The 16,968-nt window shown below is 47.1% G+C and carries 15 protein-coding genes and 2 tRNA genes; 11 read left to right on the top strand and 6 right to left on the bottom strand.

The genetic code is table 11. The features are described from left to right. Nucleotides 1–18: 18 nt before the first annotated feature. Nucleotides 19–354, bottom strand: a complete 336-nt coding sequence (locus DK846_RS07120) for a hypothetical protein (RefSeq protein ID WP_109968226.1) — start codon at nt 352–354, stop codon at nt 19–21. A gap of 140 nt (nt 355–494) precedes the next feature. Then, the gene (locus tag DK846_RS07115; protein ID WP_219970665.1) at nt 495–1,049 is read right to left on the bottom strand and encodes a ferritin; all 555 of its coding nucleotides are present in this window, start codon (nt 1,047–1,049) and stop codon (nt 495–497) included. Between the two features lie 232 nt (nt 1,050–1,281). Between DK846_RS07115 and DK846_RS07110 the strand changes: the two genes are divergently transcribed. Continuing rightward, on the top strand, nt 1,282–2,871 hold the full coding sequence (locus DK846_RS07110; RefSeq protein ID WP_109968404.1) for an FMN-binding glutamate synthase family protein: 1,590 nt from the start codon (nt 1,282–1,284) through the stop codon (nt 2,869–2,871). 165 nt (nt 2,872–3,036) lie between these two features. Then, on the top strand, nt 3,037–3,963 hold the full coding sequence (locus tag DK846_RS07105) for a hypothetical protein (RefSeq protein WP_109968225.1): 927 nt from the start codon (nt 3,037–3,039) through the stop codon (nt 3,961–3,963). Nucleotides 3,964–4,095: 132 nt separating this feature from the next. Here DK846_RS07105 and DK846_RS07100 read toward each other — a convergent pair whose 3' ends face one another. Next, entirely contained in the window at nt 4,096–5,274 is a 1,179-nt protein-coding gene (locus DK846_RS07100; protein ID WP_109968224.1) for a hypothetical protein, read from the bottom strand. A 318-nt stretch (nt 5,275–5,592) separates the two neighbouring features. Here DK846_RS07100 and DK846_RS07095 point away from each other — a divergent pair. The 9 genes from DK846_RS07095 (at nt 5,593) to DK846_RS07055 (ending at nt 15,628) form a co-directional block, all read left to right on the top strand. Further along, nucleotides 5,593–5,666, top strand: a tRNA-Lys gene (locus DK846_RS07095). A 75-nt stretch (nt 5,667–5,741) separates the two neighbouring features. Beyond that, on the top strand, nt 5,742–5,993 hold the full coding sequence (locus DK846_RS07090) for a DNA-directed RNA polymerase subunit H (protein WP_109968403.1): 252 nt from the start codon (nt 5,742–5,744) through the stop codon (nt 5,991–5,993). Nucleotides 5,994–6,009: 16 nt separating this feature from the next. Next, entirely contained in the window at nt 6,010–7,569 is a 1,560-nt protein-coding gene (locus tag DK846_RS07085; RefSeq protein WP_181391664.1) for a DNA-directed RNA polymerase subunit B'', read from the top strand. Continuing rightward, nucleotides 7,566–9,386, top strand: coding sequence for a DNA-directed RNA polymerase subunit B (rpoB, locus tag DK846_RS07080; protein ID WP_109968223.1), 1,821 nt, complete (start codon nt 7,566–7,568; stop codon nt 9,384–9,386). The genes DK846_RS07085 and rpoB overlap by 4 nt, the downstream gene beginning before the upstream one ends. Before the next feature lie 11 nt (nt 9,387–9,397). Then, nucleotides 9,398–12,058, top strand: a complete 2,661-nt coding sequence (locus DK846_RS07075) for a DNA-directed RNA polymerase subunit A' (RefSeq protein ID WP_109968222.1) — start codon at nt 9,398–9,400, stop codon at nt 12,056–12,058. Further along, nucleotides 12,058–14,049 carry a DNA-directed RNA polymerase subunit A'' gene (gene rpoA2 / locus DK846_RS18325; RefSeq protein ID WP_394339594.1) on the top strand — a complete coding sequence of 664 codons (1,992 nt, stop codon included), beginning with the start codon at nt 12,058–12,060 and terminating at the stop codon, nt 14,047–14,049. Before DK846_RS07075 ends, rpoA2 begins: the two co-directional genes overlap by 1 nt. 10 nt (nt 14,050–14,059) lie before the next feature. Continuing rightward, the gene (locus tag DK846_RS07065; protein ID WP_109968221.1) at nt 14,060–14,347 is read left to right on the top strand and encodes a 50S ribosomal protein L30e; all 288 of its coding nucleotides are present in this window, start codon (nt 14,060–14,062) and stop codon (nt 14,345–14,347) included. 9 nt (nt 14,348–14,356) lie between these two features. Continuing rightward, nucleotides 14,357–14,785, top strand: a complete 429-nt coding sequence (locus DK846_RS07060; protein ID WP_109968220.1) for a NusA-like transcription termination signal-binding factor — start codon at nt 14,357–14,359, stop codon at nt 14,783–14,785. Nucleotides 14,786–14,863: 78 nt separating this feature from the next. Then, on the top strand, nt 14,864–15,628 hold the full coding sequence (locus tag DK846_RS07055; protein ID WP_109968219.1) for a hypothetical protein: 765 nt from the start codon (nt 14,864–14,866) through the stop codon (nt 15,626–15,628). Nucleotides 15,629–15,695: 67 nt separating this feature from the next. Here the strand turns inward: DK846_RS07055 and DK846_RS07050 are convergent. The 3 genes from DK846_RS07050 to DK846_RS07040 all read right to left on the bottom strand — a co-directional run bounded on the left by DK846_RS07050 (nt 15,696) and on the right by DK846_RS07040 (nt 16,960). Beyond that, nucleotides 15,696–15,770, bottom strand: a tRNA-Arg gene (locus tag DK846_RS07050). A 54-nt stretch (nt 15,771–15,824) separates the two neighbouring features. Then, nucleotides 15,825–16,220 carry a DUF473 domain-containing protein gene (locus DK846_RS07045; RefSeq protein WP_109968218.1) on the bottom strand — a complete coding sequence of 132 codons (396 nt, stop codon included), beginning with the start codon at nt 16,218–16,220 and terminating at the stop codon, nt 15,825–15,827. 5 nt (nt 16,221–16,225) lie between these two features. After that, nucleotides 16,226–16,960: a proteasome assembly chaperone family protein gene (locus tag DK846_RS07040; RefSeq protein ID WP_109968217.1), complete on the bottom strand. Its 735-nt coding sequence runs from the start codon at nt 16,958–16,960 to the stop codon at nt 16,226–16,228. Nucleotides 16,961–16,968: the final 8 nt, after the last annotated feature.

Below are 16,968 nucleotides of genomic sequence, written 5' to 3'. Positions count from 1 at the left end.
GATAGCCCTTGTTGGATATCAGCATTCCATTGCATACTGTGCCCCGATCTTGCGGGCTATATCCTGTCCGGCGCTTGCTTTTACTAACTTTTCGAGGCGGAAAAAGAATTCTGGTGAGAGACAATGCAGCCCCTCTTCCCCGGTGAGCATGAGATCGATCAGGTATTGAAAATCATCACCTGAAAGACGTTTTATACGATCTTCAAAATCGTCTGGATCCTTGGAGTAATGGTTTGCAATCGGTGGTAATAGGGATTTATATGGTACACCTGATCCCTTGCAAGTCTCCCCGCTGAATTCTGGTGCCATGATCTTGAGGAGCTGAATATCTTTTTCACTGAGAACACGTGCCATACAAAGTAGTTGTATCTTTCCTGATATCCTCACTTCGGTTAGAGAGGTTAATTGAAAAAAAGTGTAATCTGGGAATTGTGATAGGTATAATAGTCCAGATGCCGGGTGGATGAGTAAAATCGAATTGTGTAAAAAAAGAATTAGTTTGTTGCTGGTACAGGAGGAGTATACACCCGGGTGGCCATCTCTTTATCCAGCATATACAGTAGTCCGACACCTTTCTCCTGGCTTATCATCTTTAACTGTTCAAGGGTTGTCCGTGCATTCTCCTCTTCTTCCACCTGTTCACTGACAAACCACTGCAGGAAATTTACTGTTGCATGATCCTTTTCAGCCATAGCCAGGTCCACCAGGTTGTTGATCATTCCGGTAACCTTCAGTTCATGATCAAGCTGTGCCTCAAATGCATCCTGTGGATTTTTCCATGATGATGGGGGTGCCTCAACAGCCTGCATTACTATACGCCCGCCCCGAGAGCATAAGTAATCAAAGAATTTCAGGGCATGATCGCGCTCTTCCATTGCCTGAATACGTTCCCAACTGGCAAACCCTTTCAGACCGGTAGAGTCAAACCATGATGACATTGAGAGATATAAGTATGCTGAATAGAACTCTGCATTAATCTGTTCATTAATTGCTTTTTCGAGTTTTGGGTTCATTGCTCCCTTTGGTGTAGTTTTTCGTAACGGTGCCATGAGTGCTGTTATGTTCTGTTCATATTTATTGATGAGGGGATGATTTACAAATCAAGGAATGTTTATCAACAACTTCCTTCTATCTAATCACCTTAAAATTATCCATTTTTTTTAAGAACGAAAGAAGGAAAGAGATTATACCTCAATGAGATCTATTTCTCTTATCCGGCTCCCTAAAAAAGACCGGGTTTTGAGATCCCGCACATTCAATTATGTGCAGGGGAGATGCCTCATGAATTTGAAACGTCCTAATTCCAATGAAGCCGTAGGCACGGCAACACGTTCGAAAGATGTTGTGCCCATGTCGGGGATGTGTTCCCGGTGTGTTGACGGATGTAAAGGTGCATGTGATATCTGGTTATCATCGTTCCGCGGCCGTGAAGTTCTGTATCCCGGGCCTTTTGGTGAGGTCACCGCAGGGGCAGACAAGGACTACCCGATCGATTACTCACATCTGAATATTCAAGGCTACGCTGTCGGGGCTAATGGACTGCCTGATGGTGTAAATGCAAATCCAGATACGGCGGTTTTCGATGATGTCAACACCGAGGTTGAGTACGGATGGGACATCAAAATAAAGATGAAAGTTCCGATCTTCACCGGTGCACTGGGTTCCACTGATATTGCACGAATCAACTGGGAGCACTTTGCTATTGGTGCAGCCATATCAGGGATAACCCTGGTCTGTGGAGAGAATGTCTGTGGAGTTGATCCCCAGTTAACACTTGGTTCTGATAAAAAAGTGGCTTCCTCTCCTGAAATGGATCGACGGATCAATACATACAAGAAGTTCCATCAGGGGTATGGAGAAATTCTCGTACAACTGAATGTCGAAGATACCAGGCTTGGGACCGCAGAATATGTTGCATCAAAACATAATCTTGAGACGATCGAACTCAAGTGGGGTCAGGGTGCAAAATGCATTGGAGGCGAAATTAAGGTAAAAGATCTTGCACGTGCCCAGGAACTTAAAAAGCGTGGATATATTGTTCTTCCTGACCCGACACGTTCGGATATCCAGGCATCATTCAAGGCCGGAGCAATCAAAGAATTTGAACGTCACTCAAGGCTTGGCTTTGTCTCCAAAGAAGGTTTCCTTGAGGAAGTGGATCGACTCCGCAATATCGGATTCAAGCGAGTGACCCTGAAGACAGGGGCATACTCAATGAAAGAACTCGCGATGGCTATAAGGTGGAGTTCGGAAGCAAAGATAGACCTTCTCACAATTGACGGAGCTCCTGGTGGCACGGGTATGAGCCCGTGGCCGATGATGAATGAGTGGGGTATTCCAACCTTCTACATTCAGTCTCTTGCGTACCAGATGGCAAGTGATCTCCAGAAGAAGGGAATGCGGGTACCTGACCTTGCGATCGCTGGTGGATTTGCTGATGAAGCAAATGCATTCAAGGCTCTTGCCATGGGTGCACCGTATTTCAAAGCCGTTTGTATGGGTCGTGGACTCATGATTCCGGGAATGGTTGGCAAGAACATTGAGAAATGGCTCAAAACTGGTGAACTTCCAAAAAGCATCTCTAAATATGGTTCAACGGTCCCGGAGATCTTTGTTGCCTATGAAGAACTCAAAGAGAAATTTGGATCCAAAATAGACCAGATACCCCTTGGAGCCCTTGGCATCTACACATATTCACAGAAGTTCAAGACCGGGATGTCACAGATTATGGCCGGAAGCCGCAACTTCTCGTTTAAGTCAGTGTCCCGAAGGGATCTCATGGCTCTCACTCCTGAAGCTGCAGAAGTTTCAGGTATTCCGTATGTGATGGAAGCATATCGGGATGAAGCATGGGATATACTTCTCCAATAGATTCAAAATATCAAGTTACAAGTCGTAATTCACGAAAAAGATATTCATTTTTATGAATATTTTTTTGTTATTTTCTTCGTCCATTGTCGCCTAATTCAGGATGTAGGCACCGGTCTCATATATATATAAGATTACTGTTTATTGTTGATTACCCTAGGAGGAAAAATGGGTAAAATTGTTTATTTCGGATTTACTGCAGTTCTGATTTTCGCTATGATAGGGTTGGTGACAGCTGATCGTCTCCCTAATCAAACCCCTGAAAATCAGATATTTAGCATTGATACAGTTATTGATGTAACTGGTGCGATTGACGATAAATCTACAATGTCATGGGTCATTGCATCACCTGGTGCAATACCTACAGGTATCCTTGGCTCGTCACAAGTTATTTCAGATGTAACCTATAAAGATGCAATTCTGACCAATGGCGGTAAACTTGCTGAAAACAAAAATTTTGATTTCTCTTCTAAAGATCAGTCAACTGGCCTTTATAATGTGGAATCGCAAAAAGTTCTGACATATGCAAGTACAGAGGGGGCTCATATGGTTGGTGAAGAAGAATACACCCTTTCAGTTGCTGGTAATTATGTATCAGCGGAAGATCAGATCAGGTGTGTTTTTTCCACGAATCAAGGTCGAGTACTTCCAGCTTTCTGTAACATTGTATCTGCAAAAAGCGCATTGGTGAATGTTAACAGTGCCCAGGTTTCAACTAAAGGGCAGATTCGTGCGGTTGCGAGCAGTGCTGATACACCCGCGGAGTTGAATTATCAATTGGCTGTAACTCCAGATGCAAACTCTGGAAGTGGGTTTGCAGAGGGAACTGTGAAAACTACCTTCGCGGGAAGCATTATGGAAGCACGTGATGGAGGAGATGGTAATTATTACCGTGATGGTGCTGGATCAACTAGTGCTGATGATCCATACGCCACTGCAACATGGAATAAGACCTCAGTCACTAACACGTGGAAAGATTCAACAGAAGTAACCGGAGGCATAAGAAATCTCCAGAAGGCATTTGGATATCAATCTGGATTCTTTGGAGCAAGTGCTCCGGCTTCGCCTGCCAGAACTGTTCCGTCTGTAACGTAAAAAATGGAAATTATCTCAAAATTTCATGTGAAGGACCTGCAGTGTGTGTAAACTCCCCTTTTATTAATTATGAAAAAGGGAAATTTGCACTCATTCTAGAATTAATTTTTCCATGTTGGAAGGATATTGAGTTTAAAGTTGGAGCGGAATTGTCTGTCCCGTCGTGAAACAGAACTTTGCGAGTGCATCTATCACTTTTATTGAAATCCCTGCACCGAGTTCTGGCTCCAGTGACTCAAGCCAGACAAAGAAACCAACCTTTGGAGGGGTTTTTCGTTCAAATTTAAAGCACCCTTGTCCATCAAATACCATCTTGTAGTACTCTTTTTTCTGCCTCAACCTGAAGTAAATGAGAGGAGTATAATCAGGTAGGTCAGCAGCCAGGATCATCTTGGAAAACTGCTCCATAATATCCTCCGCAGAGAGGATCTTATCTTTGTATGTGAACCGGTAATGTTCACAGAGTCGTTTGATCGTAGATGGATAGAGCCGGCCAAAGAGGATCTTTTTTACGAGGGTTGCTGTCTTGTAGGGTGATGGAAATGCGGGCATCTCATCTCCTTCTGGCAGATGGGTAAAGACCCACTCGCGCTCCAGGTCGTGGAAGGTTTTGTATGACAGGGGGTTAGCAAGCTCAAGACTTGTGGCCCTGACTGTTTTTCCGGCTGGAAGAACCGGTTTCATTGTATTTTTATTCCAGGTTCCGGAGATGTGGGATCTGAATGTTTCACATGCCTGAGTACAGATTGAGAGATGCTCCTCTGAACCGAGAACTTTTCTGCCACCTTTGTAGTTTGTAAGAGGGAAAGAAGTTATCAGGATAAAGGTGACTGCCTTCTGATTGAAAAGGTAGCGAATCATCTGTTTTTTGTAATAGATCTCCTGCATAAAATCCTTGAGATCTGATGGTGATGTCACTACCTCCACAAAAACCAGTGAATTATCAGATTTGATTAGCAAGAGGTCGAATTCTGCAAGATCTTGTCCGTTTCCCCGAAGTGTAATATCTCCGTTTCGTGAATAGAAAAATCCATCCTGTCCAAGTGCTGGGATCTCTTTTTTCCCTCTAACATCTGCTCCTTTCAAAACTACGGCCTTGATAGCATTTGTCTTAGTTGCTAGATCAAGAAAGAGTTCATACGATATCATCTCAAACCATCGGCCTTCCGCTGACCTCATGTATGAGATCTCTTCCGAGAAGAGATTCTGTCTTTCAATCCGTGAAAGATGTCTGACAGCCCTTATTGCATGCTCCTTTTTCGGTTGACAGAGTTTTTTATTCTCTTCTATCCATCGGCTGAGTTCATCCATGATGCCCAGCCTGTATTAGCCATATTGGTACCACTCAGTATCGCTCCTGAAAAAACGGAATCTCTGAGTACCTATTGACTTCAGGATCAAGGGATCCCTTCAGCTATATTTGTGTATGAACAGTGATTCCAGTAGAACTGTTTATCTGCTCCAGCATATAAGTTATTCACGCGCCACCCAGCATCTTGTTGTTTGGTGGGTTTATCCCGGTTTCAGATCAGTCTGATGAAGGTGATCAGTTCTGAAACATGAGGAGATAGGCAAACCTTTATCCCTTATTGCAGCCTCTTTATGATGCTACAAGAGAGATGAGAAAGGGGGTTCGTAGCTCAGTTTGGCAGAGCGCCTGGCTTTTAACCAGGTGGTCGGGGGTTCAAATCCCCTCGAGCCCGTTCCACTTGCAGTTGTGGTTTTTTCGTGCACAGATTTTTTAATCGAATTGCTGTAGCAATCGAGGGGGTATGGCGTTGAACGCCGAGCTGAATGTACTTAAGCATGAGATGGTACCAGAGCACAGTATCATGAGCGATGAAGATGTCAAAGCGCTCTTTTCCAAGTATAATATCGGGCAGGAACACCTGCCCAAGATTTATCATGATGATCCGGCAGTGCTTGCCATAGGGGCCCGGATCAATGATGTCATCAAGATCGTCAGAAAGAGCATGACTGCTGGTCGTGCAGAGTCCTACCGTCAGGTAGTAAAGAGACCCAAGAAGTGAGCCTGGGGCTGATCTTTTGATTGATAGGAGCATCCTTTCACAGGCATATTTTGCCCGGGACCATGTAGCCCGGCATCAACTGGATTCGTTCAATTATTTTCTGACTCATAATCTGCATAAGGTTGTTGAAGAACAGCGGATCATTGAAACAGACATTGAGTCACGGGGTAAAGGGAACGAACCAGTATCGGTTGAGCTTGGAGATCTGAAAATATTACGTCCTCTTGTACGGGAAGCAGACGGATCGCAGTCTGAACTATTCCCTGGAGAGGCACGGCTTCGCAATATTACATATGCGGCACCGATTCAGCTAGATCTCACCCTTATCCAGGGTGGTGTCCGGCAGGAACCGGTGACTGCAACCATTGGGCAGCTCCCGATCATGGTTGGTTCAGTTGCATGCAACCTGTCTGGTCTGACTGAGGAGGAGCGTGTTTCTCATGGGGAGGATCCACTTGATCCCGGTGGCTATTTCATAGTCAACGGAACTGAGCGTGTGCTGATGACGCTTGAGGATCTTGCCTCAAACAAGATCATGACCGAGTACACCGAGAGATACAACGAACGAATTTATGTAGCTAAGGTGTTCTCCCAGTTCAGGGGTTATCGTGCACTTGTAGTCGTCGAGCGTAACCGCAAGAACCTGCTTGAGGTCACGTTCCCATCAGTAGCTGGGCACCTCCGGTTTGTAGATCTGATGCGGGCACTCGGGATGACCAGCGATGCAGAGGTTGTCAAAGCTGTCTCAACCGATGAAGAGATTCTCACCTTCATGATGCAGAATCTTGAAGAGAGTGAATGTGATTCGGTTGAATGTGGAGTAATGTACGTTGGTAAGAAACTTGCACCAAACCAGACTCGTGATTACCAGAAGAAACGGGCTGAGTTCGTACTTGACAACTACCTGCTTCCACATCTCAATTACATGATGCCGCGGTTTGTGCATGAGGAAGATGAGGAACAGATGAAGATCGTCCGTTCCGTCAGACTTGCAAAAGCCCATTTCCTTGGACGTATGGCTGAAGCCTGCTTCGATCTTGTTCTTGACCGCAGACGTATTGATGATAAAGATCACTACGCAAACAAGCGGCTCAAACTCGCTGGTGACCTGATGGAGGATCTCTTCCGTATCTCATTGAACAGGCTTACCCGTGATATTAAATATCAGCTTGAGCGTGCCAGCATGAGGCACCGTGATCTCTCAATTGCAACCGCTGTTCGTGCTGATGTGCTGACTGAACGCCTGCTTCATCCGCTTGCAACTGGTAACTGGGTTGGAGGAAGGACTGGTGTATCTCAGCTCCTTGACCGGATTGATCACATGAGTGTCCTCTCTCACCTCCGGCGTGTCATTTCTCCGCTCTCACGTTCCCAGCCTCACTTCGAGGCTCGTGATCTGCACCCGACACAATGGGGTCGAATCTGTCCGAGTGAAACTCCTGAAGGTCCGAACTGTGGTCTGGTGAAAAACTTTGCCCAGATGGTCGAGATCAGCAAAGGAGTGTATGATGATGAAGAGATCATCAGGATGCTCTACGGCCTTGGTGTCGAACAGATCAGGGGTGAAATTCAGTGATAGAGACAAAATCACGTGTGTTCGTAGACGGAGCACTGATCGGCCTTGTTGATGATCCCAAGGGTCTGGTACAGAAGATCAGGACCATGCGCAGGCAGGGAGTCATCTCAACCGAGGTGAACTGTTCGCACAAGGAGTTCAACGGCGACATTATCATTCATACTGATCGTGGGCGTGCCCGCAGACCGTTGATTGTTCTTCAGGATGGAAAACCACTGATCACCGAGGATGATCTCCAGAAACTGAAAAACAAGGAGATCGCATTTCTGGACCTGATCACAAGCGGTGTTATCGAATTTGTCGATGCAGAAGAGGAAGAGGATCTCTTCATTGCAATGACTCCTGATGATATCACGCCGAATCATACTCATCTTGAGATCGATCCATCTCTCATTCTCGGTATAGGGGCAGCTCATGTTCCGTTCCCTGAACACAATGCATCCCCGCGTGTAACGATGGGAGCAGGAATGGTCAAGCAGGCGCTCGGGTTTGCCAATGCCAATATGAAACTCCGACCTGATACCCGTGGTCACCTGCTTCACTATGTTCAGAAACCTCTCGTTTATACCCAGACATCTGAAGGAATCGGATCAGATGACCGGGCTGCAGGTCAGAACTTTGTGGTTGCTATCCTTTCGTACGAAGGGTACAACATTGAAGATGCACTCATCTTCAATAAGGCCTCAATTGACCGTGGTCTTGGCAGATCCCACTTTTTAAGAACCTATGAAGGTGAGGAACGCCGGTATCCGGGAGGTCAGATTGACCGTATTCAGGTACCTGATGAGGACGTCGTCGGTGCCCACGGTGCCGACTATTATGCTAACCTGGACGACGATGGTATCATCAACCCTGAAACTGTTGTCAATGAGAAGGATGTTATTATCGGCAAGACCTCTCCACCACGTTTCCTTGAAGAACCAAGTTCTGAACTGATAACGGTTGAGAAACGGCGTGATACTTCTGTTACCATGCGAAGCAATGAGCATGGTATCGTTGACACTGTTATCCTGACTGAAGGAGAAAACAACTCCAAACTTGTCAAGGTCAGAACCCGTGACCTTCGTATCCCTGAAGTCGGTGACAAGTTTGCATCACGGCACGGACAGAAGGGAGTCGTCGGACTCATCACACCTGCAGTTGACATGCCATTCACCGAACTTGGTATGCAACCTGATCTGGTTATCAATCCGCATGCTATTCCATCGCGTATGACCATCGGGCATATGCTTGAGATGCTTGGTGGAAAGGTCGGGTCACTTGAGGGTCACCGTGTCAACGGAACAGCCTTTTCAGGTGCCCGTGAAGAAGACCTCCGTTCTTCTCTCAAGGCATTTGGATTTTCGCACACCGGCCGCCAGGCCATGTGGGATGGAATCACCGGACGGAGGTTCCAGGCAGACATCTACATCGGTGTCATCTACTATCAGAAACTCTACCACATGGTTTCCTCGAAGATGCATGCACGTTCACGTGGTCCGGTTCAGGTGCTGACACGTCAGCCAACTGAAGGTCGTGCCCGTGAAGGAGGTCTTCGTTTTGGTGAGATGGAACGTGATGTGATGATCGGACACGGAGCAGCAATGGCTCTGAAAGAGCGTCTGCTTGAAGAGTCTGATAAGGTCACCGAGTTTGTCTGTGCCAACTGTGGTATGGTGGCAATGCTCGACCGGAAGATGAACATCACCCGTTGCCTCAATTGTGGCAATGAGACAGACATTTATCCTGTTGAGATGAGTTACGCATTCAAACTCCTCCTCGATGAGATGAAGAGTATGATGATTGCGCCCCGTCTCAATCTTGAGGATGTCGTATAAGGAGGAGTGAAATGCCAAGCCCAAAACGAATTGGAAGGATTGAGTTCGGTCTCCTCTCCCCGAAAGAGATCCGCCAGATGAGTGTCCGTAAGATCATATGGGCAGACACCTATGATGATGATGGGTTTCCGTATCCACAGGGTCTTATGGATCTTCACCTTGGTGTCATCGACCCTGGTCTTCGATGTAAGACCTGCAGTCAGAAGGCTGGTGAATGTCCTGGCCACTTTGGTCACATCGAACTCGCTAAACCGGTCATACACGTAGGGTACACTCGTCTGATCAGGAAACTGCTCAGGGTTACCTGCCGTGAATGTGGTCGCCTCCTTCTCTCACCTGAAGAGATTGAGAAGATCATGGGACCAGAGGATGAGAGCAGTGGTGACTCTCTCTCTGAGAAAGATGTTAAAAAGGAGCGTATCTGCCCCCACTGTGGAGAGCAGCAGCTTAAAATTAACTTTGAAAAACCAACTACGTTCGCCGAAGTCACAACCGATGATCGTGGCAAAAAAGTTGAGAACAAACTGACACCTGCAGATATCAGGGCCCGACTTGAAAAAATCCCGGACGAGGATCTGATTCACCTCGGAATTGAGCCTTCGGTGGCACGGCCGGAATGGACCATCCTCACCGTGCTTCCTGTTCCACCGGTTACAATGCGGCCGTCCATTATTCTGGAAAATGGTCAGCGGTCAGAGGATGATCTGACTCACAAACTTGTGGATATCATCCGTATCAACCAGCGTTTCAAAGAGAATCAGGATGCCGGAGCACCACAACTGATCATTGAGGATCTGTGGGAACTGCTTCAATACCATGTCACCACGTACATGGACAATGAAGTTGCAGGATGTCCGCCTGCACGTCACCGGTCAGGACGGCCACTCAAAACCCTCTCCCAGCGTCTCAAAGGAAAAGATGGTCGTTTTCGTGGAAGTTTGTCTGGAAAGCGTGTCAACTTTTCATCACGTACTGTCATTTCCCCAAGTCCGAACCTTTCGGTCAACGAAGTAGGTATTCCACTAAAGATTGCCAACGAGATGACCATCCCTGTTCAGGCTACTATATACAACATAGATGAGCTTCGCCAGATCGTCAAAATCGGTCCTGAAAGACCCTGGGTGAAGAGTCCGTGCGGAGCCAACTATGTTATCAGGCCTGACAAGCGGCGTATCCGGCTTGTGAAAGGGACTGGAACAGAAGACGGGAACCTTGAGTTTGTTTCTGAACAGATTGAACCCGGGTGGATTGTTGAGCGTCACCTTCGTGATGGCGACATTGTGCTCTTCAACCGTCAGCCGTCCCTTCACCGGATGTCCATCATGGCCCACTGGGTAAAACTGATGGATGGGAAGACATTCAGACTCAACCCTGCAGTCTGTCCACCATATAACGCAGATTTTGATGGTGATGAGATGAACCTGCACATCCCGCAGACCGAAGAGGCCCGGGCAGAAGCAGCAATGCTTGCAAGTGTGCAGGAAAATATTCTCTCTCCACGTTTCGGTGGTCCGATCATCGGTGGAATCCATGACCACATCTCTGGGATTTTCCTGCTCACTCATGAGCTCAGGTGGTTTACCAAGAGTGAGGCGATCGATCTTCTCAAAAATAACAATGTTGATCGCCTAGGAAAACCTGGCAAGGTAGAGAATGGAGTTAACTACTGGAGTAATAAGCAGGTCTTCTCCAGGATTCTCCCGAGCGATATGAACATGGTCTTCCAGGCATCTTCCTGTAAGAACTGCGAACAATGCCTGAAAGTAGAGTGTGACCGTGACGCATATGTTCAGATCCGCGACGGTGACCTTGTATCTGGTGTTATCGATAAGCGTGCCGTCGGTGCATTCGATGGTGCAATCCTTCACCGGATCATCAGGCAGTACGGATATGCCCGGGCAGCCCAGTTCATTGATGATGTAACCAGGCTCTCAATCCGTGCAATCATGCATGATGGGTTTACATTCGGCATTGATGATGAAGACCTGTCCAAGAGTGATTATGGTCAGATTCGTGAGGTACTGGCCCAGGCTTCTGAAGATGTGGATCGAAGGATCAAGATCTTCGAAGAGGGTCAGCTTGAGCCAATGCCAGGCCGGACTCCTGAAGAAACCCTTGAAATGCAGATCATGCAGGTGCTTGGAAAGGCTCGTGATAACACTGGTGAGATTGCAGGTCGTCACCTTGGTCTCTCAAACTCAGCAGTGGTCATGGCTGTTTCTGGGGCCCGTGGTTCGATGCTCAACCTGACTCAGATGGCAGGTTGCGTCGGACAGCAGGCAGTTCGTGGTGAGCGAATTATGCGAGGGTATGAGGATCGTACCCTTCCCCATTTCAAGAAGAATGAACGCGGAGCAATGGGTCACGGGTTTGTTATGAACAGTTACAAGTCCGGACTTAACCCGACTGAATTCTTCTTCCATGCAATCGGAGGTCGTGAAGGTCTTGTGGATACTGCAGTCCGTACTTCACAGTCTGGTTATCTCCAGCGACGTATGATCAACGCATTGCAGGATCTCAAGGTTGCATACGACGGGTCAGTCCGGACAACCGGAGGTCGTATCATCCAGATCGAGTATGGTGAAGATTCAACCGACCCGATGAAAAGTTCATTTGGTGAGCCTGTAGATGTCGAGGGTATCGTTGGTAACATCCTCAAGGAGGAGATCTAATGATGGGAGAACTTCCCGACATCTCATCCGAGGCTGCCAAGGCGGTGCTGAAATATTTTGAGGAGCACCGGGTAAAACGGAAGTTTCCAGAGGATGTCCCTGACCATATCAGAGAAATCCTCATGGAGATGGTCGAATGGGTGATGAAGGAGGAAGAAGGTGTTGAGGATTCCCTTCTTGATGACCAGGCTTTTATCGCCAGAATGGAGGATCTCATCCATGCAGAAAAGTTCTATGAGTGGCTCAATGACCGCTTTTACCAGCTGACTCTGCAGGATCATGAACCGGAGAGTGAGGTTCTTGATGAAATACTTCCAGTCGTTGAAGGCGAAGTCATAATCACCCCGATCCGTAAGACCAAACTCACCAATCAGGACAAGAAGGCTATAGAGATCAGGGAATTCTTCGCAGATCATATTCTGACTGTAGAGAAGATTCCTGAAATACCTGAGCGGATTGAGAAACTCCTGAAAGAACAGATAAAAGAGTTCAAGAAAGATGAGAACCCGAACTTCAGGCTCACCCAGAAACAGTATAATGTCTTCCTTACTGAGCAGTTGAAGCAGGGTAATTTCGAGAACTGGCTGGTCCAGGCATATCCGTTACCTGCAGATCTCGGCAAAGGTGATATCCCGGTTCGTCGTGAAGAGCCTGTTGAAGAGATGAAGATCCCTGAATGGGTTGATCTCTCCCAGTTTGAGGCGCTTGACCGGTTTCAGCAGGATAAGTTCAGGGAACTGCTCCGTGATCACCTTCCACGGATTGAAGATCTTCTAGAACACCCAGAGTCTCTCACCAGAATCAATAACCGATTTTTCAGTATCCTGGAGCCCAATCTTCCGCACCGAACCAACACCGCTCTTGCAAAGATCCTCATCAAGCGTGAGACTGAGGGTGTTGAAGCTCCAAACCGGATTATTTCTAATGAGCAGTTCTCTGCTATCATGGCCCAGGTAATCAAGGAGTATAAACATACCCGAATTGAGCCATGTGAAGCTGTGGGGATTGTGGCTGCACAGTCCATTGGTGAGCCAGGTACCCAGATGACCATGCGTACCTTCCACTACGCAGGAGTAGCCGAGATCAACGTTACCCTGGGTCTTCCCCGTCTCATAGAGATCATGGATGCCAGGAAGGAGCCCTCCACGCCAACGATGACTATCTACCTCCGAGAGGGGTATGCTGCAGATCGTGATAAGGCCAGACAGGTCTCATGGCAGATTGAAGCAGCTCCCCTTCAGGAGTTTGGTGATATCACCACTGATATGGCAAAGATGCAGATCGTTGTTCACCTGAACAAGCAGGTCTGTGACAAGAGGAAAATATCAGTAAAGGAGATCCTTGAGGCAGGACCGAAGAAGATCCGTGAGCGTCGCCACTACCGTGATTTTGATCATGAGATTGACGAGGCAAACGGGATCATTGTCTTCCTTCCCAAGGATCGTGGGAGTTATCAGAACCTCTTCCAACTTAAGGAGCATGTTCGGAACGTCATCGTCCAGGGAATCGATGATATCGAGCGTGTAGTGGTCAGGAAAGAGTCTGGTGAGTACATTCTCTACACCGAGGGTTCAAACCTGAAGGATGTCTTTGCTGTCCGCGGAGTTGATACCTCACGGACGAGGACCAACAACATCAACGAGATCTCCCAGGTTCTTGGTATTGAAGCCGCCCGTAATGCCATCATCAATGAAGCCCTTGCAACCCTTGGTGAACAGGGTATCATGGTCGATGTCCGTCATATCATGCTCGTTGCAGATATGATGTGCATGGAAGGCGAAGTCAAGCAGATCGGACGTCACGGAATTGCAGGAGAGAAGGAGAGTGTTCTCTCACGTGCAGCATTCGAAGTGACTGTCAATCACCTCCTGGATGCAGCGGTAGCTCACGAAGCAGATGTTCTCTGCGGAGTTACTGAGAATGTCATTGTCGGCCAGCCGATTCAGCTCGGGACCGGGGATGTTAAATTAGTAGTAAGGCAGAAAGTATAGGGTATTTCATATGGATTTCAACACTTCCCTTAGACGGGCTATCAAGACCGGGACTGTGATCCTTGGTCAGAATGAGACAAAAGAGTGTATTGAGAGCAAAAAAGCACAGCTCATCGTGGTTGCAGGAAACTGCCCGAAGGAGTTTGTCGAGTTTCTTTCTGGTAAGGAAGATGTAAAGGCTCATACCTTCCCGGGTTCAAGTGTCCAGCTCGGCCGTGCCTGTGGTAAGCCATTCATGGTAAGCGCCCTGGCAGTTGTAGAAGCAGGCGAGTCTGACATTCTGAGCCTTTCAAGGTAAGCGAGTGATATGGGAGTAGTTCTTAACGAAGAGAAACTGGCTCTGATTGCCCGGTTTGAACACCTGACTGGTGCTGGAAGCCGTGACGTCATCGCCGACGAAGAGAATAACCGGTTTATCTTCATCGTAAATAACGGTGAGATGGGGCTTGCCATTGGCAAACAGGGTGCCAATATTAAGAAAGCAGCCGAGACACTTGGCAAGCGCTGTGAGGTTGTGGAGTACTCGGATGATCCGACCCAGTTCCTCAAGAACTGCTTCCATCCTGCCAAGGTGACCGAGATACAATACTCGGATTATCATGGTGACCAGATCGCCCACGTGGTGATCAGGGATGAGGATCGCGGACTAGCAATAGGGAAAGCGGGTAAAAATTTGAACCGCACAAAGATGCTTGCTCTCCGCGAACATAATATCCAGAACATTATTCTCGAGTAATTCTTTTTTTCATTGAATTTCGTTCTTTGATTCATACCATAATCCTGAAATAGTATTCAGGTTGAACAGACTCCTATTATGGATGGAACCAGAGCGCTACTGGTGGGACTTGCGTTGCTTTCATTGATGGCAATGGGGATTGTAACAGCAACAGATGGTGTATTTCCAGTACCCGTAGAAACAATTCAGCCTCCTGCAAATCTCTCTATAGGTGTTCAGGTTGATCAGATGGGAACATCGATCACTGCAACATTCCGTGGTGGATTCGGTCAGAATCTTCTAAAATCCTTACAGATAACTGTAACATCACCAGACGGAAAAACAGAGACAAAGAACCTTGGATGGCAAACTGGAGATACAGTCAAATTTACAGGAACTGGGTGTGGTGACCAGGTGACAGGGACCGCGGTATATATGGATGGAATTGAGTACCCGTTCCTGAATGAAGTACTTCCTGTAGTATCTGGTATCTGTAGCGTTGGTTTTAAGAAAGTGATTGATCCCTGCGAAGAGATCGCTGCTTCACCATCCTTGAAGACTGCTCCGGTTGAAGAGATTCCAGGAAACAAATCTGTAGCCATTCAGGCGAATGTTGACATCAGCACCATCACCGTTGAATTCCGTGGTGGTTTTGGTCAAAATCTCATCAAGTCGCTGAAAGTGACAAGGTATGCTCCGGATGGAACAACTGAAACCAAGGATCTTGGAAACAAAGTTGGATCTACAGTCAATTTCATTGCCTCAAACAATTGCATGGAGCGAATAGGTGCTGATGTAGCCTTTATGGACGGGACTCAGTACCATTTCTTTGATCAGGTTCTTCATATCAGCAGAACCCAATAATTTTTTTATTTCCAGTGTTGCTCATAAGAGGCATAATGAGCACAAAATTTTTCAGAAAATAGTTTTACGGACCTGGGGGGATTCGAACCCCCGACATTCGGGTTAGAAGCCCGACGCTATATCCAGGCTAAGCCACAGGTCCACTGTGCCTCTATATATTGCATCTGGACTGGTTTAAACCTAGCGAAAAAAAGGGTTATCCTGCATGAAAAATTACAGGTCTTACAACATCAACCCTGCGTGGTTCAGTCAGTCGGCAGGGACTTACCGTTGCCTTGATGGTGGTGTTTGAGATATATTTCAGTTTACATCGTGCAGACATACGTTCCCTTTCCATGACATGATATCCTTGTGAAACCTCAACAACGTGTTTCATAGTGATGGAGACTGATTGGATCTCTACGATGATACCTGTGTCGCCAATTACGATATCTTCGCAGTCAACTGATGTCATGAAGACCCTTGCGCCCGGAGCTACAGTTGACAATGCTATGACATTGTGAGCACTCGTGAGCTCTACAGTCCGTGGGACTCCTTTCCTAAGTTCTTCGATTACCTGCGGTGAGATCCCTGATAATGTGATACACTCCATGGTGGTCACCCGTACATTGGAAGTAAGGGATCAGTCTTTACTGGCTGCTCTTCTGCAGACTGCACCTCTTCAGAGAGACGATGCATCTGTGCCTCAATCTCATCTGCCTGTTCTAATAGGCCGCTTGTATCAACAGGGAATTGATATATCGTTTTCATTACCTCTATCGTTGCTGCTGCAGCTCGGGGATCAGGAGCGTTTATTGTCTCACCAAGAAGCCCGATGCCAGGTATTCCCCTGACTTTGCATTCGGTGAGGATACTGCTGGCAATACCTGATATGCTTCCAATGGGAAGTTTGAGTGCATTTTCACCGATCTTGTCAAGTAATTCCTTTGCAGTGGTGACACAGAACACCCGTTTCTCCGGTTCATTTGTGATGATACCTGCAATGGTTACCACTTCGGCAATCGTTACCGGTTTGAGCCAGTCAAGGATCGCATTGGCGACTTCATAACAGATCTGTGGATGAATCGGGATATCAGCAAATATTGCGATTGTTGCATCTTTCTCATAGATTCGAACGGGAACTGCTATGACTCCTTCAGTCATCATTGCCATCGGCGGGAAGTACTTACTGGTTATCACCCCGATCTGGGTGAATCCAAGTTTCTCTACGATGTATGAGAGTGCTATGCTCCCAACAAGGCCACTTCCGGGAAATCCGATAAAAACCGTAACCGGCTGACCAGATGGAGGTGGTGAATGCACGATGACGTCGGGCACCTGACTGTTCATCATTACATTAA

Source organism: Methanospirillum lacunae, from assembly GCF_003173355.1.
In the GTDB taxonomy this organism is placed as follows: domain Archaea; phylum Halobacteriota; class Methanomicrobia; order Methanomicrobiales; family Methanospirillaceae; genus Methanospirillum; species Methanospirillum lacunae.
Note: the sequence above shows the minus strand (reverse complement) of the source record. Positions and strands in the feature narration are given on the sequence as shown.